At 71.7% G+C, this 25,714-nt stretch carries 17 protein-coding genes; 14 read left to right on the top strand and 3 right to left on the bottom strand.

Translation table 11 applies throughout. The annotated features are described in order from the left end of the window. The first annotated feature begins 135 nt into the window (after positions 1-135). A complete protein-coding gene (locus tag ACH4G3_RS01080) occupies positions 136-1,626 on the top strand; it encodes an alpha/beta hydrolase (RefSeq protein WP_397622463.1) in 1,491 nt (496 codons plus the stop codon). 48 nt (positions 1,627-1,674) lie between these two features. Here the strand turns inward: ACH4G3_RS01080 and ACH4G3_RS01075 are convergent, their stop codons facing one another. After that, positions 1,675-2,736, bottom strand: coding sequence for an N-acetylmuramoyl-L-alanine amidase (locus ACH4G3_RS01075; RefSeq protein ID WP_397622462.1), 1,062 nt, complete (start codon positions 2,734-2,736; stop codon positions 1,675-1,677). 271 nt (positions 2,737-3,007) lie between these two features. Between ACH4G3_RS01075 and ACH4G3_RS01070 the strand changes: the two genes are divergently transcribed. After that, positions 3,008-4,732: a hypothetical protein gene (locus tag ACH4G3_RS01070; protein WP_397622461.1), complete on the top strand. Its 1,725-nt coding sequence runs from the start codon at positions 3,008-3,010 to the stop codon at positions 4,730-4,732. 37 nt (positions 4,733-4,769) lie between these two features. On the opposite strand, the gene ACH4G3_RS01065 is transcribed toward ACH4G3_RS01070, so the two are convergent. Beyond that, a complete protein-coding gene (locus ACH4G3_RS01065; protein WP_397622460.1) occupies positions 4,770-5,339 on the bottom strand; it encodes a GNAT family N-acetyltransferase in 570 nt (189 codons plus the stop codon). A gap of 460 nt (positions 5,340-5,799) precedes the next feature. Between ACH4G3_RS01065 and ctaD the strand changes: the two genes are divergently transcribed. Both ctaD and ACH4G3_RS01055 read left to right on the top strand, forming a co-directional pair. After that, positions 5,800-7,512 (top strand): aa3-type cytochrome oxidase subunit I, encoded by a 1,713-nt coding sequence (ctaD, locus tag ACH4G3_RS01060; protein WP_397623347.1) that lies wholly within the window; start codon positions 5,800-5,802, stop codon positions 7,510-7,512. Next, a complete protein-coding gene (locus tag ACH4G3_RS01055; RefSeq protein ID WP_397622459.1) occupies positions 7,509-7,883 on the top strand; it encodes a hypothetical protein in 375 nt (124 codons plus the stop codon). Before ctaD ends, ACH4G3_RS01055 begins: the two co-directional genes overlap by 4 nt. On the opposite strand, the gene ACH4G3_RS01050 is transcribed toward ACH4G3_RS01055, so the two are convergent. Further along, positions 7,873-9,165, bottom strand: a complete 1,293-nt coding sequence (locus ACH4G3_RS01050; protein WP_397622458.1) for a phosphatase PAP2 family protein — start codon at positions 9,163-9,165, stop codon at positions 7,873-7,875. The two genes, ACH4G3_RS01055 and ACH4G3_RS01050, sit on opposite strands and share 11 nt — an antisense overlap. A 544-nt stretch (positions 9,166-9,709) precedes the next feature. Here ACH4G3_RS01050 and ACH4G3_RS01045 point away from each other — a divergent pair. The 10 genes from ACH4G3_RS01045 to ACH4G3_RS01000 all read left to right on the top strand — a co-directional run bounded on the left by ACH4G3_RS01045 (position 9,710) and on the right by ACH4G3_RS01000 (position 25,713). Further along, positions 9,710-11,188 (top strand): sugar transferase, encoded by a 1,479-nt coding sequence (locus ACH4G3_RS01045; protein WP_397622457.1) that lies wholly within the window; start codon positions 9,710-9,712, stop codon positions 11,186-11,188. 112 nt (positions 11,189-11,300) lie between these two features. Continuing rightward, the gene (locus ACH4G3_RS01040; protein ID WP_397622456.1) at positions 11,301-12,626 is read left to right on the top strand and encodes a nucleotide sugar dehydrogenase; all 1,326 of its coding nucleotides are present in this window, start codon (positions 11,301-11,303) and stop codon (positions 12,624-12,626) included. Continuing rightward, positions 12,616-13,893: a glycosyltransferase family 4 protein gene (locus ACH4G3_RS01035; protein ID WP_397622455.1), complete on the top strand. Its 1,278-nt coding sequence runs from the start codon at positions 12,616-12,618 to the stop codon at positions 13,891-13,893. Before ACH4G3_RS01040 ends, ACH4G3_RS01035 begins: the two co-directional genes overlap by 11 nt. Then, the gene (locus ACH4G3_RS01030) at positions 13,890-15,290 is read left to right on the top strand and encodes a Wzz/FepE/Etk N-terminal domain-containing protein (RefSeq protein ID WP_397622454.1); all 1,401 of its coding nucleotides are present in this window, start codon (positions 13,890-13,892) and stop codon (positions 15,288-15,290) included. Before ACH4G3_RS01035 ends, ACH4G3_RS01030 begins: the two co-directional genes overlap by 4 nt. Then, positions 15,287-16,840, top strand: coding sequence for a Wzz/FepE/Etk N-terminal domain-containing protein (locus ACH4G3_RS01025; protein WP_397622453.1), 1,554 nt, complete (start codon positions 15,287-15,289; stop codon positions 16,838-16,840). Before ACH4G3_RS01030 ends, ACH4G3_RS01025 begins: the two co-directional genes overlap by 4 nt. Positions 16,841-16,842: 2 nt before the next feature. Further along, positions 16,843-18,777, top strand: coding sequence for an asparagine synthase (glutamine-hydrolyzing) (asnB, locus tag ACH4G3_RS01020; protein ID WP_397622452.1), 1,935 nt, complete (start codon positions 16,843-16,845; stop codon positions 18,775-18,777). A 25-nt stretch (positions 18,778-18,802) separates the two neighbouring features. Continuing rightward, on the top strand, positions 18,803-20,986 hold the full coding sequence (locus ACH4G3_RS01015) for a bi-domain-containing oxidoreductase (RefSeq protein WP_397622451.1): 2,184 nt from the start codon (positions 18,803-18,805) through the stop codon (positions 20,984-20,986). Then, positions 20,983-22,944, top strand: coding sequence for a heparinase II/III family protein (locus ACH4G3_RS01010; RefSeq protein WP_397622450.1), 1,962 nt, complete (start codon positions 20,983-20,985; stop codon positions 22,942-22,944). Before ACH4G3_RS01015 ends, ACH4G3_RS01010 begins: the two co-directional genes overlap by 4 nt. Positions 22,945-22,955: 11 nt before the next feature. Next, positions 22,956-24,479, top strand: coding sequence for a right-handed parallel beta-helix repeat-containing protein (locus ACH4G3_RS01005; protein WP_397622449.1), 1,524 nt, complete (start codon positions 22,956-22,958; stop codon positions 24,477-24,479). A 1-nt stretch (position 24,480) separates the two neighbouring features. After that, entirely contained in the window at positions 24,481-25,713 is a 1,233-nt protein-coding gene (locus ACH4G3_RS01000) for an O-antigen ligase domain-containing protein (protein ID WP_397622448.1), read from the top strand. Position 25,714 lies beyond the last annotated feature (1 nt).

Below are 25,714 nucleotides of genomic sequence, written 5' to 3'. Positions count from 1 at the left end.
CTGCGCCTGAGTTCGAGGCATGCGGGCAGCCCGGCGAGCCCTCCGCGGGGAGGGTGCCGGGTGTTGCCGCCGAAGACGTTATCGATAATCATTTTCATTGTCACCTGGTTGGGCGAAGATCTTCTGGAGACCCTCTTGACCCGTCCCGCACGCCGCACCGCACTCCTGTGCGCCCTCGCGGCCGCCACCGCCCTGCTCCCCGCCGCCCCGGTCCAGGCGGCCCAGCGCCCTTCCCCACTCCGCTTCACCACCTGCCCCGACTCCGTCCCCCGCCCGTCCGCGCCGGAGCGCGTCGAGTGCGGGCGGCTCGCCGTGCCGCTCGACTGGCACCGCCCGTCCGGACCGCGCATCGAGGTGGCGGTCTCCCGGGTCCGCGCCTCGGGCACCCCCGCCGAACGGCGCGGCATCCTGCTGGTCAACCCGGGCGGCCCGGGCGGCTCCGGCCTCCCCTACGCGGTCACCAAGCGGGCCAGACTCCCCGAGAGCGTGCGGCGGGCGTACGACGTGGTCGGCTTCGACCCGCGTGGCGTCGGACGGAGCACCCCCGTCACGTGCGGCCCGATGGGCGGCCTCTTCGAGAGCCCGGGCAGCGACCCGGTGCCGGCGGGCGCCCGGGCGGAGCGGGCGTACCTGGCGTCCCTGCACGCCCTGGCCGACGACTGCGCCACGCATACGGGCCGTCTGCTGCCGTATCTGTCCACCGAGCAGACGGCATACGACATGGATGCGATACGCGCGGCCCTCGGCGAACCACGGACGAGCTTCCTCGGCGTCTCCTACGGCAGCTACCTCGGCGCGGCCTACACCGCCCGCTTCCCGCGCCGCGTCGGCCGGATGGTGCTCGACAGCGTGGTCGGCCCCGGGGACTGGTACGACTTCGACGTGCTCCAGAGCCGGGCCCTGCTGCGGCAGCGCGACACCTTCTTCGCCTGGACGGCCGCCCACGCCGGGCGCTTCCGCCTGGGCGGGACGCCGGACGCGGTGCGGGACGCGTATCTGCGCGTGCGCCGGGACCTCGCCGCGCGGCCGGTGGCCGGCTTCGGAACGGCGGAGTTCGACCGCGCCGCGTACCGCGCCCTTGGCCGCACGGAACGCTGGGCGGGACTCGCGGACGGGCTGCGCGGCCAGTTGACCGACGGCGACCCGGACGGCCTGCGCCCTGCCGGTGCCTTCGACAGCCCCGACTCCCGCAACTACGAGGCGGCCAACCGCGTCGTCAAGTGCGCCGACGGGCCCGCCCCCGGCCCCCGCGACATCCTCGCGGACATCCGCCGAATCCGCCGCCTCGATCCGCAGCCGGTGCTGACGGGCATGGAGGCGAGCACCTGTGCCTACTGGCACCACCGGCCCGGCCACCACACCCCGCTCGGCAGCCCGGACGCGCCGCCGGTCCTCCTCGTCGCCTCCGCGCACGACCCCGTCACGCCGGTCGAGGGCGCCCACCGTCTGCAGCGCCTGCTGCCCGGCTCACGCCTGGTCACCCTCGACGACGACTACTCCCACGGCGTGTTCGCGAGCCGCGGCAACGTGTGCGTGGACGACACCGTGACGGCCTATCTGGTGCGCGGGGAAATGCCCTCGGCGAACGTGCGCTGCACGGGTCCCGGGCTGCCGACGGTCCGGTAGAGCACCGGGTCAGGGCCTGTCCGGCACATCTCCGTGGTCCGCCCGGCCTCAGGTCTCCTTCCACACCAGCACGGTGAGCACCGCGCTCGCGACGGTGACCGGGACGGCGGCCTGGTTCAGCAGCCGTACCCGCATGCTCCGGCGGGACGGGAGCCGCTTGGTCAGGGGCACCACCGCGAAGGTGCCGCCGCCGGTCCCGACGATCTCGTGGATCGGGTGGTCGGCGTGGTGCTGGTCGCCCTCGTACTCCGACATGCGCGCCTGGACGACCGCACCCGCCGGCAGCCCGTCGATGTGCAGGCTGACGCTCCCGCTGAAACGGGCCGGGCCACGGGCGAAGACGCTCCCGCCGGTGGCGTGGTCGCCGGTCTCGTCGGCCCATTCCGTGGTGAACTCGACCGAGTCCCAGGCACCGGGCGCGAGCCGATAGCCCCCGGTGACACCGAGGTTGACGTACTGGGGCATGGGGTCCTCTCCTTCCCACAGGCCCGCCGGGTGGGCCAGGGCGTCGGCGACGTCACGGCGGAAGTCGGCCATGTCGAATCCGCGCGGATCGACCTTCCAGTCGCTCCACTCCAGGTGACCGATCGCGCTCTTGGGGCCCCAGCCGTGCGCGCGGCAGATCGCGGCGGTGGCCTTGACGATGGCGATGTACTGGGCACTCGGCCACGGGTCCTTGCCGTCGCCCTTGTTCTCGCACTCCCAGCCGTAGAAACGGGCGTTGCCGTCGACCGCGCCGGCCGAGCCGTCGTGCTCGTGCGTCGGGGGCGGGTACGTGCCGTACGACTCGCCGATGACGGCATTCAGCACGTCACCGTCGCCGCCGCCTGCGTGGTTGGCCCGGCCGTTGCCGGTGAGGTGGACGACGCCGTCCTTGGTGATGCATCCGGTGGCGAGCGGGCCGGGCAGGGCGCTGTGGCCGTGGTAGATCAGGTCGACGACGTCCGTGCCGGGCCCGGTGACGGTGTGATGGATCATCACACCGTGCACGGGACCCCAAGGACCCTTGTGGTTGCGGTTGTTGGTGCGCCATCCGCCGACTTCGTGAACGGCGCAGCCCTCGGCCTTCAGCGCGGCGACGAGCCGGGCGGCGGTGAGCGGTGTGGCCATGCGTCGGTCCTCCGTTTCGGCGCGCTCGTGCCGGTCCGATGACACTCGTGCCGGTCCGAAGACAGTGGTCGCGGTTGCGGAGCGTGTCCGGCTGCTCGTTTCCGTCCGAACCTGCCCTGGGACCCCGCCAGGCCCTCACCCACCATTCTTCCGCCGCTTGCCTCATCGCTCACCTCGCCGTACTCCCGTACACAAATTCGGCGAGATTACGACGCTGCCGCAGCAGGAACGGCCGGGGCGCTGTCAGTGGCCCGGCGTAGGGTCCGCTGCCATGAGCATCCCCGCAGTCGAGGAGTCCTGGGCCCGCCTTGACACCTGGCTGGCCCGGCACGCTCCCCTCACCCACGCCACGCTGCGCCCGCCCGCTCCGCAGGCCCGCATCGAGGAAGCGGAGCGCACGCTCGGCGTGCCGTTCCACCCGGATCTGGTGGCCTCGCTGCGGTGCCACGACGGGGCGGAACCCGACGACGGCGCAGTTCAGTTGTCGTCCTACGGGCCGCTGTGCGGTGTCGCGGACATCGTGCGGAACACGGCCTTCCTCCGGAGCCTCGGGGTGGGTGAGGCCGGGTTGCCCCTCACCCTGGACATCGGCCGGCGGCCCTCGGACGGCCTTTTCATCGCCTGCCGTCCCGGCCCCCGCCACGGCCAGGTGGGCCGCCGCTTCGACGAGGACACGCCCTCGTTCGCGCGTTGGCCATCGCTGCGGCATGTGCTGGCCGACCTCGCGGACGCCCTGGAGGGCGGTCTCGTGTTCCTCGGCCGCACCCCCCTCGCCGTGGCCGGAAAGCTGGGGTGGGAGGAGGAGCGGACCGTGCCCGCCGAGGCTGTCTCCCCGCTGACGCGGGCCGCCGCGCTCGCCGAGCCGGAGTCGGACCCGCCGGCGCCGCAGCGCCCGGTCTTCCCGGGCGTGGCCGGGAGCGAGCCGCGGCCGCCCGAGCAGGGCGGGACGCAGCGGCTCTTCTTCGTCCGCACCCAGCGGTCGCGTCCCGCACCGCTCCCGGACCAGCCGGACGTCGCGTTCGCCGCCGGCCTGACCCCGGCCGAGATGCTGCGCCGGCTCGGCGCGATCCCCGCCACCGTACGGCCGCGCGACCGCCGGCAGGCCCGGCGGGCGGCGCGGTCCGCGTGGGCCGCGCACCGGCCCCTGGTCCGTGCGGGCGGGGCCGGCGGCTGGGCGTACGCCACGCTGGAGGGCGGCGCCGCGCAGTTCGCCCGGCCGGAGGTGTTGCGGGCCCTGTCCGCCGGTACGCGCGTGGCGGTGCTGACCAGACACGACCCGGAGGTCGTGCTCACCTTCGCCGAGGACGGTGTGCCGTGTCCGCGGGAGGACACCCGGCGCGTCATGTCACCGCGCGAGGGCAACGCCGCCGGCGGGCCGGAGGCACGATGCCTCGGCGTGGACCTCTGGCCCGGGTCGACCGCCGCGTACGCCCGCTTCTTGGCCGTACTGCGGCGGGACTTCGGCATCGCCTACGACCCGGACGCGGAGGGTCCGGCGGAGCTGACCAGTGCCTTGCTGCTGCCCCTCCTGGACGACCTCCCCACGGAGGACGGCGGATTCCCGGCGCAGGTACGGCACCTGGATCTGGCCGGGCTCGTGGAGCGCACACCGCCGCAGCGGCTGCGCACGGCCATCGTGGCCCAACTGTCGCGCCTGGCCTCGGAGACGCACCTCGACACCTACCCGGAGGTGGCCGAGGCCCTCGACCGGATCCACCGCGGCCTGCCCGTCGACTGCGACCAGGACGGTCCCCTGGACTCGCGCATGCGCACCCTGGCCGCGGAGGCCCATGCGACCCGGCAGCTGTTACGGGACGACGGCACCGCCCCCGTGTCCCACGAGGACCTCACCGCGTGGGACGCAAGCGACAAGGCGGCCGGCGCGCTGCGCGAGTTCCTCCGCCTCCGCCTCCCGGTCGCCGCGGCGACGATCCTCGACCAGCGGGTCTCCCTCCACTGGCACGACGAACTCGCCGCCGACCTGGACAGCGGGTGATGTCCGGGGGCGTATCGGTGCGTGCTCTCGGCGTGGTTCAGCGGCCGCGAGGCCGGGCGTGTACGTGCCCCTCGAGTGGGAAGGCGGGTGGCGCAGCGGGCCGTAGCGAGGACAGTTCGTAGCCGCACTTCTGCGCGACGCGGCACGAGGCCGTGTTGTCCGCCTGGTGCAGGAGCTCCAGACGGGTCAGGCCGTCACCGGCGAAGGTGGTGAAGGCCCAGGCCGTGAGCGCCTCCAGGGCCCGGGGGGCCACACCCCGGCCACGCGCATGCGCCGCCGTCCAGTAGCCGACCTCCGCCGACGAGCCCTGGGGGGTGACGTCCTTGAGGACGGCGTGCCCCACCAACTGCCCCTCGGTGGCATGCCCGCGCAACTCCGAGATGGCGAACGCGAAACGGTGCCCTGCCTCCCAGCCGCCTTGCTGATCCTCGACCCACTGCTCCGCACTGGCACGGTCGTGCACGCGCGCACTCACCCAGCGACGCAAGGCCTCGTCCCGGTACAGGTCGACGAGGTCCGCGGCGTCGGCCGGCCTCCAGGGGCGCAGGAGCAGAGCAGGGGCCGATGCCGTGGCCGCGGCGGTCAACCGCGTGCTGATCCCGTCCATCAGGCGAGCGTACGTGGCGCTTCGGCGGCAGGTTACGCGTGGCCATGGCGTACGGGTTCGCCCTCGCCGATCCCGCCCGGGCGCCGGAGCCGCGCATCCGGTGACGCGCCCGCTCCGGTTCGTCGGATACCCGCGCTTCACGCTCGCGCCGGACCAGCGCGTCGAATACGGCGCGCTGTTCTCCGGGCGTTGCGCCGAGGTCGCGGCATTCCAGCCGAACGAGGAGACCGAGGCCGTCTGCTGGTGGGACCTGCACGAGATCCTGCCGGGGCGCGTGCACACCCTGGACGCCTGCCTGGCCCGGGTCCCGCAGGCGCCGGGCGCGGCGTCAACGGAGCACCACTCGTTCGCATGGATCGCTGGGCCGTTCGGCCCAGAGAAGTCCCACGTCAGGCCGCTGTTCCGGATCAGTTGGACTAGTTTCCGCCGGGTCGAAGCAGCACTGTCGATCGAGGAGCTCATGGCGACACATACCGAACCGGTCGCTCCGGTGCCGGCGGCGGAGCGCCGCGGGCGGGGCCAGGTGATCGTCTCCTGGGCGACGACGACGGACCACAAGAAGATCGGGCACCTGTACCTGATCACGTCGTTCGTCTTCTTCCTCATCGCCGGGGCACTGGCGATGGCCATCCGGGCCGAGCTGGCCCGGCCGGGTATCCAGTGGCTGTCCCACGAGCAGTACAACCAGGCGTTCACCATGCACGGCACGATCATGCTGCTGCTGTTCGCGACGCCGACGTTCGCCGGGTTCGCCAACGCGGTGATGCCGTTGCAGATCGGCTCCCCGGACGTGGCCTTCCCGCGGCTGAACATGCTGTCGTACTGGCTGTTCCTCTTCGGCGGCCTGATCGTGCTCGGCAGCCTGCTCACCCCGCAGGGCGCCGCCGACTTCGGCTGGACCGCGTACACGCCGCTCAGTGGCGGGGAGCGCACTCCGCAAGTCGGCGGGGACCTGTGGCTCATGGGCCTGGCCCTGTCCGGGTTCGGCACCATCCTCGGCTCCGTCAACTTCATCACCACGATCATCTGCATGCGCGCCCCCGGCATGACCATGTTCCGGATGCCGATCTTCACCTGGAACGTGCTGCTCACCTCGGTGCTGGTGCTGCTGGCGTTCCCGGTGCTGGCCGCCGCGCTGCTGGTGCTGGAGGCCGACCGCCGCTTCGGGGCGCAGGTGTTCAACGCGGAGAACGGCGGCGCGGTCCTCTGGCAGCATCTGTTCTGGTTCTTCGGCCATCCCGAGGTGTACATCCTGGCGCTGCCGTTCTTCGGCGTGATCACCGAGATCATCCCCGTCTTCGCCCGTAAGCCGATCTTCGGTTACACGGGTCTGATCGGCGCCACGATCGCCATCGCCGGGCTGTCCGTGACGGTGTGGGCGCACCACATGTTCGCCACCGGCGCGGTCCTGCTGCCGTTCTTCTCCTTCATGACGTATCTGATCGCCGTGCCGACGGGGGTGAAGTTCTTCAACTGGATCGGCACGATGTGGAAGGGCTCGCTGTCCTTCGAACCGCCGATGCTGTGGGCGGCCGGTTTCCTGGTCACGTTCCTCTTCGGCGGTCTGACCGGCGTCATCCTCGGCTCGCCGCCCCTGGACTGGCACGTCACCGACTCGTACTTCGTGATCGCGCACTTCCACTACGTGCTCTTCGGCACCATCGTGTTCGCGATGTTCGGCGGCTTCAGCTTCTGGTGGCCGAAGATGACCGGCACGATGCTGGACACCCGCATCGAGAAGATCCACTTCTGGACGCTGTTCGTCGGCTTCCACACCACGTTCCTGGTGCAGCACTGGCTGGGAGCCGAGGGCATGCCCCGGCGGTACGCCGACTACCTGGCCGCGGACGGCTTCACCTGGCTGAACACCGTCTCGTCGATCGGCGCGTTCCTGCTGGGCCTGTCCACGCTGCCGTTCCTGTACAACGTGTGGAAGACCGCCCAGCAGGGCAAGCGGGTCGAGGTCAACGACCCCTGGGGCTACGGGCGTTCCCTGGAGTGGGCGACCTCGTGCCCGCCCCCGCGGCACAACTTCGTCACCCTGCCGCGCATCCGCTCCGAATCCCCCGCCTTCGACCTGCACCATCCCCACGTGGCCCAGCTGGACGAGGCGGAGAACACCGGCAAGCGCGATGTCGTCGAGCCCGGCGGGCACAAGGGCGAACGGCCGTGAGACACGGCAGCCACGAGGCGCCGCACGACGATCCGCGGCCCGCGCTGGCCGACGAGGCCGAGGGCTACCTCCTCGCGCACGCCCATCGCGACCAGGCGCGACGCGAGGCCGAGGAACTCTGCGCACGGATGCCGTGGCTGACCACCGCCCAGGCCGACGAACTCACCGGCCACTACGTCCGCCGGCGCCTCGACGTCACCCGCCAGCTGCTGCACAGCACGGTCCGGCGGGCCGAGGAGCTGCGGCAGGAGTACGAGAGCCGTTACGCCGACCTCCGGCGCACTCTGCTCCGCCGCCACGCCGCCTGCGCCTGCGCCCTCCTCGCCTGCGCGGGCGGGGTGAGCGCCCTGACGGTCCTGTTCACCCGCTGACCAGTTCATGCTCGGGCTGGGACTGCCGCGCCGGCGCCGCCTTCGTCTCCCACTGACTCGTGGTGCGTACGTAGCCGTAGATCACCGAGGCCATCGCCAGGATGAGCAGCGGCCCGAACAGCCACGGACGCTCGGCCATCTCCACCGGCAGGTAGCGATAGGACAGCAACAGCGCCGTGAAGACGGCCACTCCGTAAGTGACCAGGCGAGTTCCGGACCGGTCCCAGCCGCGTTCGAGTGAGCGCAGGGCCGCCTCGATCGTGAGGGTGAAGACCACGCCGGCCACGAGATCCACGCCGTAGTGGTAGCCGAATCCCAGCGTCGCGGTGAGCGTGGCGATCAGCCAGAACGTGCCGGCGTAGCGCAGCACGCGTGGGCCCTTGCGGGAATGGATGAAGATCGCGGTGGCCCAGGCCGTGTGCAGGCTGGGCATGCAGTTGCGCGGGGTGATCTCGTCGAACGGTATGTCATGTGGGGCGGCGTCGATCGGTGGCGGCAGGTCGGGCCACAGGTTCGCCACCGCCCAGTGCCCGCCGTCGGCGCCGTAGGCGAAGATCGGTCCGACGACAGGGAAGATCATGTAGATGCCCGGCCCGAGGAGGCCGATGACCAGGAAGGTCCGCACCAGATGATGGCGCGGGAAGCGGCGTTCGGCCGCCACGTTGCGCAGCTGGTAGAGCGCGACGACGACCGCGGCCACCGCCAGTTGGGCGTAGACGTAGTCGAGGGTACGGGCACCGACCGGGCCGGTGGCCGTGACGATCCGGCCCACCAGCCATGACGGGTTGCCCAGTGCGTGGTCGGCTGTCGCCAGGTACGGGTCGAGCACCGTCGGGCGGGTCTTCGAGGTGATGAGCAGCCAGGTGTCACCGGTCTTGCGGCCGGCCACCAGCAGCAGGCCCAGCCCGACGCCCTTCAGCAGCAGGACGCGTTCCTGGCCGGTGCGGCGCGTGACGGCGATGACCGCGCAGCCGAGAATCACCCACAACGCGCCGTTGCCGAAGGGATGGCCGTCGGTCAGGTCGGCGCCGACCGCCCAGCGCACCACCAGGAAGACGGCGTCGATGCCGAGCGCGGCGCCGAGCGCGATGAACCGTTGCCGCCGGGTGAGCACCACCATCGTCAGCGCCATGCAGGCGTACAGCAGGAAGCCCGATTTGGGGGCGACGATCACCTCTTGCACCTGGGAGGTGATCGGCCCGGGCAGCCCGTAGCGGCGCGCGGCGATCTCCAGCGCGATGAGAAACCCGAGGACCACCACACCTGCTGTGGCCCACAGCATTTTTATAGGTATCAATTGTTTTATTCGGTTTGTTGGTTGTAATGAGGGCGATCGTCACGTGATCGAACATGCTATCGGAGTGGTGCGCCCCCGGGCTGGTGATCAGGATGTCGCGCTCGGGATTGTCGCCGATCATCCAACCACCGTCGGCTCCTCAGCCGGTTCGCCCAACCGAGCCGTTCGGTCGGGGCGGTCGCCGACCGGTCGAACCCGTCTCAAATCTTGCGCACAAATTGCACACATCCTCTCTACACACTGAGCCCTCATGGTCTAGATTGACCATGCTTCGGCGGTTCGGACACGAGGCGACCGCTAATGATCTATAGGTCCGGCGCGAAAGCCAGCAGTCGCGTCCCCGCCGCAACACGATGTGGTGATCGATCCTTGGAGCCCTAGAGCGGGCCTCGGGTGTGGGGAGCACCCGGGATCTGGGTTTTTCCAGTAACGCTGAATCAGCCGGATGTCACGCACGGAGGGGGGCCTTCCGATGCGTTGAACAGTGTTGGGCGCACACGTCGAACCACTGGTGACCTGGGGGGGTTCTGTGCAGCAGGGGGAGCTAGCCGACCCGTTTTCGTCGGCGCGCGGGCAGCTGGCGAACGGGACGATCAGCCGGCCCGCGATCGACTGGGAACAGCGATACCGCCGTGCCGTGATGACCAGCGATACCGTGGCCACCGCCTTCGTGGTGGCGGCGATCGGCAATTTCTTCGGGGCCCGGGACGCGGCCAACTGGCATGAGAAGTGGGGAATTCTCGCCTTCGGCACCGAGCTGCTGGTCCTGGGCGCGCTTGCGGTGAGCCGGTCGTGGGCTCCGGCCGTGCTCGGCCAGGGCGCCGAGGAATTCCGCCGGCTAGGACGCTCGCTGTTCGCGGCGACCGTCATCCTGGCGCTCGGCGGGATCGCCCTCACCTCGCGCAACATCAAGCTCTGGATCTTCGTCGCGATCCCGGCGATCGCGCTGGTCACCATGACCGCGCGGTATCTGCTGCGCCTCTGGCTGCACAAACAGCGCAAGGAAGGCCGGTGCCTGAGACCGGTGCTCGCTGCCGGGAGCCCGGACACCGTGCGCGATCTGATCACCCGTACCCGCAAGTTCCCGCACATCGGCTGGCGGGTGGAGGCGGTGTGCACGACGGACGGTCGCGGGCTCGACAGTGACGAACTGGACGGAGTGCCGGTCGTCGGTCAACTGGCGGACGTCGCCAAGCACGTCCGCCACGACGGCTACCGCGTCGTCGCGGTCACACCGGACCCTCACTGGTCACCGGACCGGCTGCAGCGGCTGGCATGGAACCTCGAAGGCAGCGATACCGAGATGGTCGTGGCCCCCGTGCTGATGGAGGTGGCCGGCCCGCGGCTGCACGTCGACGCGGTGCTCGGGATCCCGCTCCTGCGGGTCAGCATGCCGGCCTTCACCGGGGGCCGCCGGGTGGTCAAAGGGGTGGTCGACCGAGTAGGCGCAACGTTTCTGCTGATGTTGTTCGCGCCGCTGATGGTGTGCGTCGCCCTGCTCGTGGTGGTGGACAGCCGGGGCGGGGCGTTCTACCGCCAGCGCAGGGTCGGCAAGGATGGCCGCGAGTTCACCATCCTCAAGTTCCGCACCATGGTCGCCGGGGCCCACGGGGTCCGTGCCGAGCTGGCCGACCGCAACGAGGGCGCGGGACTGCTGTTCAAGCTCCGCCGGGATCCGCGGGTGACCCGGGTGGGAGCGGTGCTGCGCCGGTACTCGATCGACGAACTCCCGCAGCTTTTCAACGTGCTCACCGGGGCGATGTCGCTCGTCGGTCCGCGGCCTCCGTTGCCGGAGGAGTGCGCTGCGTACGGCCCGGACATCCGGCGGCGGCTGCTGGTCAAGCCCGGGCTCACCGGGTTGTGGCAGATCAGCGGACGCAGCGACCTGTCGTGGGAGGAGGCGGTCCGGCTGGACCTGCGGTACGTGGAGGACTGGTCGCTCGCCCTGGACACAGTGATCTTGTGGAAGACGCTGCGTGCGGTCCTCCACGGGCAGGGCGCCTACTGATGCGCGGGGGGCCGCAACTCAACGGTCCCGCCGGCGCGCGGACCGCAGGCCGCGAGGGCCTGCTTTGGGGGACCGCAGGCCACAAGGGTCTGCCTGGGGGGAGGAACGGGTCATGAGAGTCAGCGTTTTCGGGCTCGGCTACGTGGGCTGCGTGTCGGCCGCGTGCCTGGCCGAAATGGGTCACGAGGTCATCGGGGTGGACGTGAACCAGGTGAAGGTCGACCTGGTCAACGACGGCAAGGCCCCGGTGGTCGAGGAGCGGATCGGCGAGCTCATCGCCGAGGTCGTGCGGACCGGAGCGTTGCGCGCCACCGGCGACGTCCGCGAGGCGATCATGGGCAGTGACGTGTCGCTGGTCTGCGTGGGCACGCCGTCGGAGCCCAACGGCGGCCTGTGCACCACCTACTTGGAGCGGGTCACCGAGCAGATCGGCGCCGCGCTGGCCGAGGGGGCCGAGCAGGGGGGCCGGCACACCGTCGTGTTCCGCAGCACCATGCTCCCCGGCACCTGTCTGAACCTGCTGGTACCGATCCTGGAGAAGTACGTCGGCGGCACGGTCGGGGTGGACATCGGGGTCGCGGTCAACCCGGAGTTCCTGCGCGAGGGCACGAGCGTGCGGGACTTCTTCGACCCGCCCAAGACCGTCATCGGCGAGCTCGATCCGGCGAGCGGCGACGCGGTGATGGCGCTGTACGACGGCTTGCCCGGCGAGGTGTTCCGGGTGCCGGTCCCGACGGCCGAGGCGATCAAGTACGCGGACAACGCGTTCCACGGCCTCAAGATCGGCTTCGCGAACGAGCTGGGCGCCGTGTGTCAGGCGCTCGGGGTGGACTCGCACCAGGTGATGGACGTGTTCCTGGCCGACCGCAAGCTGAACATCAGCCCCGCCTACCTGCGGCCCGGTTTCGCCTTCGGTGGCTCCTGCCTGCCCAAGGACCTGCGCAGCCTGGTCCACGCGGCGCAGCGGGCCGACGTCTCGGTGCCCATCCTCGCCCACGTGCTGCCCTCCAACGCCGACCATCTGCAGCGCGCGGTGGAGCTGGTCGAGCGCACCGGCAAGCGCCGCGTGGGCCTGTTCGGGCTGTCCTTCAAACCCGGCACCGACGACCTGCGCGAGAGCCCGCTCGTCGAGCTGGCGGAGAGGCTCTTCGGCAAGGGGTACGACCTGCGGATCCACGACGCCAACGTGAGCCTCTCCCGGCTGATCGGCGCGAACCGCGAGTACATCGAGACCCGGCTGCCGCACCTCGCCCAGTTGCTCGCGGATTCCGTGGAAGAGGTGCTCGAGCACGCCGAGGTGTGCCTGGTCGGGACCAGGGATCCGGCCGTGCTGTCGGCGCTGCCCCATGGTGACGGCCCGGTGATCGTCGACCTCATCCACCTTCCCGACGCCGATGCGCGCCGGACCGAACCGGGGTACGTGGGCCTTGCTTGGTGACAGATCGTTCGATGACACAGCCGGCGACGGATCGAACCGGCGCGCGCTGATCCTGGTGGAGAACCTGTCGGTGCCGTTCGACCGGCGGGTGTGGCAGGAGTGCACGACGCTGCGCGACGCGGGCTGGACGGTGCACGTCATCTGTCCGCAGGGGAGCAAGCGCGACACGGAGCCGGAGGCGGTGATCGACGGGGTGCGGATCCACCGCTACCCGTTGCGCGCGGCCACCGGAGGACCGGCCGGCTACCTGCGGGAGTACGGATCGGCGTTGTGGCACACGGCCCGGCTGGCCCGGAAGGTCGGCCCGGTCGACGTGGTCCACGCCTGCAACCCGCCCGACCTGCTGTTCCTGCCGGCACTGTGGCTGAAGCGGCGCGGCGCGCGGTTCGTCTTCGACCAGCACGACCTGGTACCCGAGCTGTACCTCTCCCGGTTCGACCGCGGCGAGGACCTGCTCTACCGCGCCGTGTGCGCGCTGGAACGGCTGACCTACCGGGCCGCGGACGTCGTGCTCGCCACGAACGAGAGCTACCGGGACGTCGCGATGCGCCGTGGCGGCCGGCGGCCGGAGGACGTGTTCGTGGTGCGCAGCGCACCCGCCGTCGACCGGTTCCGACCGGTGCCTCCCGAGCCCGAGTTGAAGCGCGGCAAGCCTCATCTGCTGTGCTACCTCGGCGTCATGGGCCCGCAGGACGGTGTCGACTACGCCCTGCGCGCCCTCGCGAAACTGCGTGACGAGGTCGGGCGGACCGACTGGCACGCGGTGTTCGTCGGCGCCGGCGACGCCTTCGACGCGATGGTGGAGCTGTCCCGGCGGCTCGGGCTCTCCGACCAGGTGCAGTTCACCGGGCGCATCCCGGACGCCGACCTGGTGCGCTACCTGTCCACCGCGGACGTGTGCCTCTCCCCCGACCCGCGCAATCCGCTCAACGACGTGTCGACCATGAACAAGGTCCTGGAGTACATGGCGATGGGCCGGCCGATCGTCTCGTTCGACCTTCGGGAAGCGCGAGTCTCCGCCGGTGACGCCGCCGTCTACGCGCCCGCCAACGACGAGGCCGAGTTCGCCCAGCTCATCGCGCTGCTGCTGGACGATCCGGAGACGCGGGCCCGGATGGGCAAGATCGGCCAGGAGCGGATCAGCGGGCCGCTCGCCTGGCGGAACTCCCAGGCCTCGCTGCTCGCCGCCTACGCCGCTGCCTGCCGGGACCGACTTCCGGTGTCGGCGAGTGGGCCGGTCCGTACGGGGAAGAGGCCGCGCCATTGAGTGACGACACGATCCGTCTGGTCACGATCGGGCGGATTCTCCGTCGGCGGTGGCGGCTGCTCGCCGTCCTCGCCGTGGTGGGGGCGTTCGTCGGCTACGGCACCTCGGTGCTGCTGCTTCCGCCGCGGTACACGGCGTCGGCATCGGTGCTGCTGCCGGGGCAGTGGGAGGAGCGCGAACTGCTGACCCAGGTGGACATCGCGACCAGTTCGGCGGTGGTCGACCGCGCGGCCGCCACGCTCGGCTGGAAAGGCGTGGGCGGCACCGAGCTGCGGGACGACGTGAACGCCGAGTCCGCCGACGGGAACATCATCGCGATCTCGGGTACGGCCGACACCCCGGAGCGCGCGCAGCGGCTCTCCGACCAGGTGGCCCAGCAATTCGTCACCTTCGCGGCGCGGATCACGGGCGGCAGTACCGACCTCGAAGCGGCCACGGGGACCGAGGCGCTGCGCAAGAGGGTGGCGGAGACCGACCGCCGCATCACCGACCTGGCCGATGCGGCCGATCCGGGACGGACCGTGGAGAGCGTGCAGGCCCGCACCGAGCTCGAGAAGCTGCGTACCACGCTGCAGGAGGCCATGAAGAAGCTGGACGAAGCCGATCCGGCGACCGACAAGGCCGGCATGGTCGTCATGGGGCCGGCGCCCCGGCCGACCGGAGCGGCGGCGCCGACGAGGATGCAGCTCATCGTCGCCGGGGCGCTGCTGTTCTTCCTGCTCGCGGTCATCGGCCATCTGGCCGCCGTACGGATGAGTCGCCGACTGCGCACCGAACCGGAGATCGCCGCGGCGCTGGGCTCGACGCTGCTGGGCACCGTCGACGTTCCTGGTGAACGGCCCGCGCACCGGCCGGAAGACCCCGGCCCGCGGGCCCGGATCCGCCGGCTGCTGGGCGTCGACGTCCGGTGGGACATACCGGTCCCGCAGGCCTCCGGTGACGAGGCCGACAGCCGGATCCGCTACCGGCGGGTGTGCGCTCGCCTCCGGGACCGGGTGCCGGCTCCACGGCGGCTGCTGGTCGTCGTACCGGACGGCGACGAGATCGCCCGCCGGGCCGCCGGGCAGCTCGTCGCCGAGGCCGAGAGCGATCCTGCCCCGGGCTCTGCGAGCGGGGGACATCCCATGCTGCGGGTGGTGGAGGTCTCGGTGGACCGGCCGATGGTGCCGGACCGCGACACCGAGTCCGGTGCCCTGGTCGTCCTCAGCCCTGGCCACTGGACCGCCGAGGAGCTCGCCGGCATCGCCGAGGCCTGCGCGGACGGCGGACATGAGGTCGTCGGCATCGTCGTCGCCGGCCCGGTCCGGGCCCGCCCGGCGCGGTCTGCCGGCCATCCTCCGGACCAGGCCACTCCGGTGCTCGCCGGTCGCGGCTACGCGACGGGAGGCTCGGTGTGACGACGAGCAAGACATCGGAGCCGTCGGCCACCGCTCCGCTCCTCGACCTGCAGGCGCTGGTGGTGGCGGTGCGCAGGCGCCGCCGCCTGTGGTGCTCCTTGGCCCTGCTGGGGCTGCTGGCCGGCGCGGCGGTGGCGGTCCTGATGCCCCCGCCGCCGACCGCGGTGACCAAGGTGCTGGTCGCGCACAAGGAGGACCAGCCGAACGACACCGGGACGCTGATCCGCACCGACGTCGCGCTGCTGCACACCACGCGGATCGCCGGCAAGGCCCTGCAGTCCCTCAAGTCCCCGGAGAAGCCGGAAGACTTCATGCGGGACTACCGAGGTACCGGCCTGACCAACAACGTGCTGCAGATCGATGTGACGGGTGACAGCGACGCGGAAGCGGTGGCCCGGGCCAAGGCGCTGGCCGACGCGTTCGTCGCGGACCATGTCAGACGGATGCGGGAGACCGCGAAGGCCGAGGCCAACGCCCTGCTCGACCAGCGTGACCGCATGCGGAGGGAACTCGCCGAGGTCAACAAGGCGATCGGAGACGGACCGCCGGAGAGCGGCCCGAAAGCGTCGGCGAGCATGGAGTCCCTCTTCGCCCGCCGGGCCGAACTCACCTCGCGGATCGCCGACTTCGACCAGCGCGCCGAGGAGGCGCGCCTCGGCACGCCCCAGCTCGTCGCCGGCACACAGATCGTGGACGCCCCGCGCGCGGTGCGGCACTCCCTGCCCAGGACCGCTGCCACCGACGCCGCGATCGGGCTCGTCCTCGGGCTCGTCCTCGGGCTCGCGGTGGCCGCGGTCGGCACGGTGGTGGCGGACCGCCCCGTGCTGCGCCGGGACGTCGCGGCGAACCTCGGCGCCTCGGTCATCGCGGAGTTGCCCCGCAGGTCGGGCAGGCTGTGGCAGCGCCGGCGGACCCGAGCGGCGCGGATACGGCTCACCGGAACCCTGTCCCGCACCGTGCGCGGCTGCGCGGAACCGGTGTCGCTGCTGGAGCTGGGCTGTGCGCGCAGCACGAGCGTGATCGCCCTGGACCTCGCCCGGGCACTGGCGGCGGACGGGCCGGTGGTCATCGTCGATGGTCTGCCCGGCCCGCAGCTCTCAGGCCGCCGCCCGAAGCCGGGAGACCCCGCCGTGGTCGGCGGCGAGCGTGCCGCGGCCGTGTCGCCTGAGGAGTACCGGATCGGCGTCGGCTCGGTGGCGCCCGGCACGGCGTGGACCGACCTCCAGTACCTCGGCGCTCGGACCGTGCTCGTCGTGCGTGCCGGGCACGGCAGCGCCGCATGGCTGCACACCGTGGCGCGGCAGCTCGCGGACCTGCACATCGCGGTGATCGGCGTGGTGCTGATCGACCCCGATCCACGGGACCGGACCGACGGCACGCTGTGGGACGGGCCGCACACCGCGCTGCGCGGCCGGCCCGAGCGGATGGGCCGGCAGAACGGTGGGGGCACCTCCCACGCCGTTCAGGCAGTGGGGGAAGGCCGGCATCGGACGGAGCGGCTGCCGATGTGGACGGCACGGGTTCCGGACAGCGACCAGGAGGCGCGGTAGACATGTGTGGCATCGCAGGCACGTACCGATGGCCGGACGGGAAGGTCGTGACCGACCGGCTCACCGATACCCTCGCCCACCGCGGTCCGGACGGGGCGGGCCGCTACAGCCACCCCGCCGGTGACGGCGAAGTGCACCTCGGGCACCGCCGGCTGGCCATCATCGACCTGTCCGGGACCGGCGCCCAGCCGATGGTCTCGGGCGGCCTCGTCCTGACGTACAACGGCGAGTTGTACAACGCGCCCGAGCTGCGTGCCGAGCTGGCGGCCGCCGGGGTGCGCTTCCGCGGTACCTCCGACACCGAGGTGCTCCTGGAGGCCTGGCGGCGCTGGGGCACGGACTGCCTGCCCCGGCTGCGCGGCATGTTCGCGTTCGGGATCTTCGACGAGCGGACCGGTGAGCTGGTGCTCGCCCGCGACCAGCTCGGCATCAAGCCGCTGTTCCTGCTCCGGCGCGGCGAGGGTCTGGTGTTCGCCTCCGAGCTGAAGGCACTGTCCGCCGCGACCGGCGGGACGCTGGAGGTGGACCACGCGGCGCTGGTGGCCTCGCTGTTGTACTACTGGGTGCCGGACTCACGGTGCGCGTTCCGCGAAGCCGAGAAGCTGCCGCCGGGGAGCTGGCTGAGGTGCCGGCCCGACGGCCGCGTGGAGCGCGGCCGGTTCTGGCAGCTGAAGGACGTCGCCGCCGAGGGCCGGGAGCGGGCGCGGGCCGGAGAGCAGCCGGACATCGCCGCCGTCGTGGAGGAGTCGACCCGGCGCCACCTGCTCTCCGACGTACCCGTGGCGACCTTCCTCTCCGGCGGCCTCGACTCCAGCTACCTGACCGCGCTGGCGGCCCGCGACCGGCCCGGGATCTCCGCTTACACGATCGGGTTCCGCGCCGAGGACGCCCGGTTCGAGTCGATGCCGGACGACCTGCGCTATGCCCGGCAGGTGGCCGAGCGGTTCGGCGTCGACCTGCGGGAGATCGAGATCGCTCCGAACGTGCTCGACCTGCTGCCGCGGATGACGTACCACCTGGACGAGCCGATCGGCGACCCTGCCGCGATCAACACGTTCCTGATCTGTTCGGCCGCCCGGGAGGCCGGGGTCAAGGTGATGCTCTCGGGGATGGGTGCCGACGAGCTGTTCGCCGGGTACCGCAAGCACCTGGCCAACCTGCTCGCGCTGCGCTACCAGCGCGTCCCGCGGCCCCTGCGGCGCGGTCTCTCCAGGGCGGTGGACCGGCTGCCGGTCGCAACGAGCCGCCGGGGGTACCGGTCGGTGCGCTTCGCGAAGCGGTTCCTCTCCTTCGCCGATCTGCCGGAGGAGACCGCGTTCCGGCGCAGCTACACCATGTACGACCAGGACGAGCTGCTCGCGTTGGTCGATCCGGACCTGGGCGGGGCAGTCGAGGACGTGCTGACCGAGCATGCGGACGTCTACCGGGACAACGACCTCGACGACTTCGTCAACCGCATGTGCCTGGGAGACGCCCGGATGTTCCTGCCGGGTCTGAACCTCGCCTACACGGACCGGTCGAGCATGGCCGCGTCGACCGAGGTGCGGGTGCCGTACGTGGACGTCGAGGTGGTCAGGGCGGCCTTCGCCGTGCCCGGTGATCGCAAGATCGTCGGACGGCAGGGCAAGGCCGTCCTCAAGGAGGCGGCCGCCTCGGTCCTGCCCCGGGAGATCGTGTACCGGCCCAAGGGCCTGTTCAGCGCCCCGCTGCGGGCCTGGATGAGCCGGGACCTGGCACCGCTGGTGCGCGAGGTGGTGAACGACGGCGTGCTCGTCAGTTCCGGGTTGCTGCGCCGCGACGCGCTGGCGCGGATGGTCGCCGAGGACGCCGCCGGGCAGCGGGACTTCTCCAAGCATCTGTGGCACGTGCTGACCCTCGAGTACTGGTATCGCGACGCGACCTCCGGCTCCGGCTCCGGCCGGAGCCAGGCGGCTTGACGGCATGGAAACAAGAGGAGCTCGGGTGAAACAGGTTGTGCAGAACTACAAGAGCGGCGAACTGGCGCTGCTCGACGTGCCGGTACCGGGGTGCAAGCCGGGCGGTGTGCTGGTGCGGACCTCCTACTCGCTGATATCCACCGGGACCGAGCTCATGAAGGTGTCCGAGGCCGGCATGTCGATGCTGGGCAAGGCCCGCTCCCGCCCGGACCAGGTGGCCAAGGTCATGCAGAGCGTGGCCACCAACGGGGTGCCCGCCACCTACCGCAAGGTGATGGGCAAGCTGGACTCCTATACGCCGCTGGGCTACTCGCTGTGCGGGGTGGTCGAGCAGGTCGGCGCCGGGATCGACGATGTGAAGGCCGGCGACCTCGTGGCCTGCGCCGGCAACGAGCACGCGTTGCACGCCGAGCTGAACTGGGTGCCGAGGAACCTCTACGCCCGGGTACCGGACGGCCTCGCGCCGCGGCACGCCGCCTTCGGCACCGTCGGGTCGATCGCGTTGCAGGGCGTACGCCAGGGCGAACCGCAGCTCGGTGAAGTGGCACTGGTCATCGGCCTCGGGCTGATCGGGCAGTTGGTGGTGCAGCTGCTCGCCGCCTCGGGAGTCCGCGTCGTCGGGGTCGACCCCGACCCGGTGCGCTGCGAGCTCGCCGAGCGCCTGGGCGCGGCGGCCTGCGGCGATCCCGAGTCCGCGGCCGTGGAAGCCGCCGTCGCCGAACTCACCGGCGGTCACGGCGTGGACCAGGTGTATCTGGCCGCCGGCGGCGGCAGCAACCAGCCCGTCGAGCTGGCCGCCCGGCTGAGCCGGGACCGCGGCCGGGTCGTCGACATCGGCAAGTGCCGCCTGGACCTGCCGTGGAACGCGTACTACGAGAAGGAGCTCGACGTCCGGTTCTCCCGCAGTTACGGCCCCGGGCGCTACGACCCGGAGTACGAGCTGGAGGGCCGGGACTACCCGATCGGCTACGTCCGCTGGACCGAGCGCCGCAACCTGGCCTGTTTCCTGGATCTCGCCGCCCGTGGCAGTGTCGACGTGGAGCCCTTGGTCTCCCACATCGCCGACTTCGATGACGCCGTCGAGACGTACCAGCGCCTGAAGGACGGCGATCTGAAGGCCGTGGCGGTGCTGTTCCGGTACACCGACCGGGCGGGGGCGGCCGAGACCCCCGCACAGGCCCCTTCGGTGGCCGTGCCCGCGGTGACCGTGCAGCGGGGTCCGGCCCGGGCCGCCAGGACGCCGGTGCGCCTCGCGTTCGTCGGCGCGGGAAACTACGCGTCGTCGATGCTGCTGCCGCACCTGGCACAGCGCGACGGCGTCGAGTTGTCGACCGTCGTCACCACGACGGCGCTGTCCGCGGCCAACGCGCAGCGGAAGTTCGGCTTCGCCGAGGCGACCACCGACCTCGACGCCGTGCTCGGCGACAAGTCCGTCGACGCGGTGTTCGTGGTCACCCGGCACAGCTCGCACGCCGAACTGACCCGGAGAGCGCTGCTGGCCGGCAAGACCGTGTTCGTGGAGAAGCCGTTGGCGCTCACCGAGGACGAGCTGGCCGGCGTGCTCGCGGCGGTGGAGGAGTCCGGAAACGACCGGCTGCAGGTGGGCTTCAACCGCCGGTTCGCGCCACTGCTGCAGGAGGCCCGGCAGCGGTTCGGCGCCCGGACCGGTCCGGCGAGCCTGCGCTACCTGGTCAACGCGGGCCGGCTGCAACACGGCAGCTGGTACCTCCAACAGGGCACCGAGGGCTCGCGGTTCGCCGGCGAGGGCGGACACTTCATCGACACGGCGAGCTGGCTGCTCGACGCCGACCCGGTATCGGTGTACGCGGTCGCCACGTCCGGCAACGAGGACCTGCAGGTCGTGTTGCGCTACCCCGACGGGTCCACCGCCACCATCAGCTACGTCACCACCGGCGCGCCCGGCTTCCCCAAGGAGACGCTGGACCTGGTCGCGGACGGCAGGGTGCTGCGGCTCGACGACTTCGTCCGGGCCTCGGTGTACGGGCGCAAGCGGTGGGTCAGTTCGCGGCTGCCGAAGGCCCGGGACAAGGGCCAGTCCGCCGAGCTGGCCGCGTTCGTCAAGGCCGTGCGGACCGGCGGGCCGATGCCGGTGCCGCTGGAGTCGCTGGTCGCCACCACGGCGGCCACCCTCGCCGTGCAGGCCGGCCTTGCGGCCGGTGCCCCGGTGACGTTGGCGGGGGCGCGATGACGGTGAACTCGGGGAGTCCGGGCTGGTACCTGCGGCGGCTGTCCCGGATGGGACCGCGGGAGGTCGGCGGACGAGTGGGCGACGCGGTGCGCAGGCGGCGGTGGCGGTCGGCGCGGCCGGACTGCCCGAGCGTGACCGGCGCCCGGTTCACCGCGGTCCTGCCCGCAGGGACGATCGCCGCGGTGCCACCGGACGCCGCGAAACGGCTCATCGCCGAGGCGGACCGGCTGATGTACGGGCACGCCGAGTTCTTCGGGGTGGTCCGCGACGACCTGGACGACCCGGACTGGTGGTACGACCCGAAGACCGGGCGCCGGGCTCCGTGGGGCTACGCCTTCGACGTGCCGTACCGGAACGAGGACGCGGTCGGGGACATCAAGCAGATCTGGGAGCCGTCCCGGCATCAGTACCTCACCGTGCTCGCCGCCGCCTACGCGATCACCGGGGACGAGCGGTACGCCCAGCGCGTGGCCGAGCACCTGCGGTCGTGGTGGGCGGCCAACCCCCCGCTGCGCGGCGTGCACTGGATCAGCGGCATCGAGCTGGGCATCCGGCTGCTGTCCTGGGTGTGGATCCGCCGGCTGCTCGACGGCTGGCCGGGCGCGGCCGGGCTGTTCGAGGGCAACCCGGTCGCGGTGAGCCAGATCTGGCACCACCAGCGCTGGCTGGCCGCCTTCCCCAGCCGGGGGTCGTCGGCGAACAACCACGTCATCGCCGAGGCCGCCGGGCAGTTCGCAGCGGCCTGCGCGTTCGGGTGGTTCCCCTCCTCGGGGCGGTGGCGGGCCGACGCGCTGCGGTCGCTGGAGCGGCATCTGCGCGGCAACACCTTCGGCTCCGGCCTCAACCGCGAGCTGGCCACCGAGTATCACGGACTGGTGCTGGAGCTCGGCCTGGCCGCGGTGGCCGAGGCGGACGCCGCCGGTGTGCCGGTCCCCGACTCGATCCGGCTGGTGCTGCTGCGGATGACCGACGCGCTCGCGGCCGTCGTGGACAGCAGGCTGCGGCCGCCGCGCCAGGGGGACGCGGACGACGGGCACGGCCTCGTCCTCGACGGCGCGGGCACCGAACGCTGGGGCTCGCTGCTGGCTACCGGTGACGCCGTGTTCGGCCGTCTCGGCTGGTGGCCGGAGGTGACCGGCACCGATGTGCGCACCCCGTTGCTCGCCGCGCTCATCAAACCCACCGAACCCGCCGTGACCCGCCCGGCAAGCCGGCCGGCCCACTTCGCCGACGCGGGCATGACCATCCTGCGCGGTCCGGGAGAGATCTGGTGCCGCTGCGACGGCGGTCCGCACGGGTTCCTGTCCATCGCCGCGCACGCTCACGCGGACGCGCTGTCCGTGGAGGTCCGGCACGACGGGGTCGACGTGCTCGCCGACCCGGGGACGTACTGCTACCACGGGCAGCCCGCGTGGCGGCAGTACTTCCGGTCGACCCTCGGCCACAACACCCTGCAACTGGACGGCGGTGACCAGTCCGTCTCCGGCGGCCCGTTCCTGTGGACCCGGCATGCCAGGAGCCGCGTCCTGGCCGTGGACACCTCCCACGAGGGGGTGGCCCGCTGGTGCGCCGAACACGACGGCTACCAGCGCTCCGTGCACCGGCGCCGGGTGGAGCTGACGGCCGCGAGCCAGGAGCTGAGGGTGGTCGACGAGGTCCGCGGCCGGCACAGCCCGCGCCGGGACGTACGCCTGGCGTTCCACCTCGGCCCGGCGATCGCCGTGGACCTGGCGGGGAACCGGGCGGTGCTCACCTGGACCCGGGACGGCGAGGACCGCTCCGCGGTGCTCGACCTGCCCGAGCGGCTGTCCTGGCAGGCGCATCGCGGCGAGACCGACCCGCCGCTGGGCTGGTACTCCGCAGGATTCGGGCGCAAGGAACCCGCCACCACGCTGGTCGGCACCGGCTTCGCCGACGGCGCGGAGGGTTTCACCACCGTGCTCAGGTTCCGCGGCTAGGGGGCCGGCGCGTGGGGATCGAGAGGCGGCACTGGGCGTCGGCGGCGGCACCGCTGGCGCTGTCCCTGCTGGCGGTGACCGGCTGTGACAGCACGTCGGACGCCGGGGCGAAGCCGGCCGCTGTGCCGTCGTCCACGTCCGTGGCCCGGGTGTGCGCCGAGCCCGCGGCCGGGCCGGCGAAGGCGCCGGCGGGCGCGGTCACGGTCGACCCCGCGGTGCCCGGTGACCTGGCGGCGAAGACCAAGAGCAGCCCCCCGAACACCACGTTCTGGCTCCGGCCGGGCAAGCACAGGCTCGCCCCGGACCGCTACGCCCAGGTCGTCCCCAAGGAGAGGAACCGCTACCTCGGCGCGCCGGGCGCGGTGCTCGACGGCCGGAAGACCAACCAGTACGCGTTCGGCGGCACCGCCCGCGACGTCACCATCCGCCACCTGACCGTGCAGGGGTTCGTCGCGCCGCATGACGAGGGCGTGGTCAACCACGACTCGGCCGACGGGTGGGTGATCGAGCACGCGACGATCCAGCACAACTCCGGCGCGGGACTGATGGCCGGCGCCCGCCAGCGGGTCCGCGCCAGCTGCCTGCGCGGCAACGGTCAGTACGGCATGAACGCGTACAAGGGGAAAGGCCGTATCAGCGGCCTGGTGGTCGAGGGCAACGAGATCACGGGCAACAACACCGGCGACTGGGAGCGGCGGCGGAAGGGCTGCGGCTGCACCGGAGGCGTCAAGTTCTGGGCCGTCGACGGCGCCGACGTACGCGGCAACTGGGTGCACGACAACCGCGGAGCCGGGTTGTGGGCGGACACCAACAACAACGACTTCCGCATCGAGGGCAACGTGCTCGAGGGCAACGACGGTGCCGCGCTGATCTACGAGACCAGCTACAACGCGGTCATCCGGAAGAACACGATCCGGCGGAACAACTGGGTCGAGGGCCGCAAGGCGGCCGACCGCGGCGACAACTTCCCGTTCGCGACCGTCTACCTGTCCGAATCCGGCGGCGAACCACGGATCCGAGCCCGCACGGACAAGATCGAGATCTCGCGGAACGTGCTGGAGAACAACTGGTCCGGGATCACCCTGTGGGAGAACGCCGACCGGTTCTGCAACAGCCCGGCCAACACCTCCTCCGGTGACTGCACATTGCTGGTGCGGGACACCGACCGCTGTGTCCGCCCGGCGATCGCCACCGCTCCGCTCTACGCCGACTGCCGGTGGAAGACCCAGCGGGTGGACATCCACCACAACCGCTTCGTGCTCGACACGTCCGTCGTCCGGTGCACGGCCGAGTGCGGCCGGATGGCGGTGCTGGCCAACTACGGCACCTATCCGGACTGGTCGCCGTACCAGGGCGAACGGGTGGCCGAGGCGATCACCCGCAAGCAGCACAACCGCTGGCACGACAACGTCTACCTCGGACCATGGAGCTTCATCGCCCACGACCCGAGCCGGGAGCTCGACTCCGGGCAGTGGCAGGGCCCGCCGTACCAGCAGGACGCGGGCAGCACCTTCCGCGCACAGGACGGTGGTTGAGATGGGCGCGGACCACACGTCGAGGATCGTCGGGACGGTCTGGGGGCTGCTGGTCCTCAACACGCTCGGCTCCGCCGGGGCGCAGACCATCGTCCCGCTGCCCCGCTCCCTCATCCAGATGGTCACCATGGGTGCGCTGGTCGCCGCGTTCGCACTGGCGCTCGCGGTCAATCTCCGGCTGCGCATCCGAGCCGGCGCCTTCCTGTTCTGCCTCACCCTGCTGCTGGTGCCGAGCGTGATCTCCAGCGCCGACCTGGAGTCCGGGTTCGGCGCGCTGTTCCGCTGCGCCCGGCTGGCTCTCTTCGTCGGCACGCTGTGGCTGCTCAGCCGCTGGTGGGACGGCGGCCTGACGTTCGTCCGGCACCACATCCGGATGTACTACGCGGTGCTCGGGTCGGTGGCCGCCGGCCTGGTCATCTCACCGGGCGCGGCCCTGCCCGAGCTCTACGGCGGGCGGCTGGTCGGCGCGTTGTGGCCGCTCACCCCGCCGCAGATCGGACAGTACGCCGCGGTGATCACCGGGCTCACCGTGCTGCTCGTACTGGGCCGCCGGACCGACAGGACGAGCGCGGCGGTGGTCATCGTGCCGTCGCTCGTCCTGCTCGCGCTGACCCATACCCGCACGGCCACGCTCGGCCTGCTCATCGGGCTGGTGCTGGCGATCGGCTCGCTCGTCCTGACCAGCGCCGCCGCCCGCCGGTTCTTCGCCTGGGCGGTGCTGTGCTCCACGGTGGCCGCGGTGGCGTTCAGCTCCGCGCTGCAGGCGTGGTTCCTGCGCGGGCAGAGCCAGGAGAACTTCTCCAACCTCACCGGCCGGGCCAAGGTCTGGGAAGCCCTGCTGGCCGCGCCCCGGTCGACCACGGAGAAGTTGTTCGGCGTGGGCCTGGGTGACAAGTCGTTCGGCGGGCTGCCGATCGACAACAGCTGGCTGGCCGTCTACCAGGAACAGGGTCTGACCGGTGTCGCCCTGGTGGCGGCGGTCTTCATCGTGCTGGGCGGCGTCGCCCTGCTGCGGCCACCGTCCCTGCAGAGGGCCTGCGCGATCTTCCTGATCAGCTACTGCGCTATCGCGTCGTACACCGAGGCCGGTCTCGGCGACGCCTCGCCGTATCTGCTGCACCTGGCCGTGGCCGCCTCGCTGCTGGCGGCGCCGGCCGCGGCCACTCCCCTGCCGGCGCCCGACGTCCCTCGACGGCACATCCCACGCTGGGCCCGAAGATCGGAGGTGACCTGAG

It is taken from the genome of Streptomyces afghaniensis (assembly GCF_044327915.1).
GTDB lineage: Bacteria > Actinomycetota > Actinomycetes > Streptomycetales > Streptomycetaceae > Streptomyces > Streptomyces afghaniensis.
Note: the sequence above shows the minus strand (reverse complement) of the source record. Positions and strands in the feature narration are given on the sequence as shown.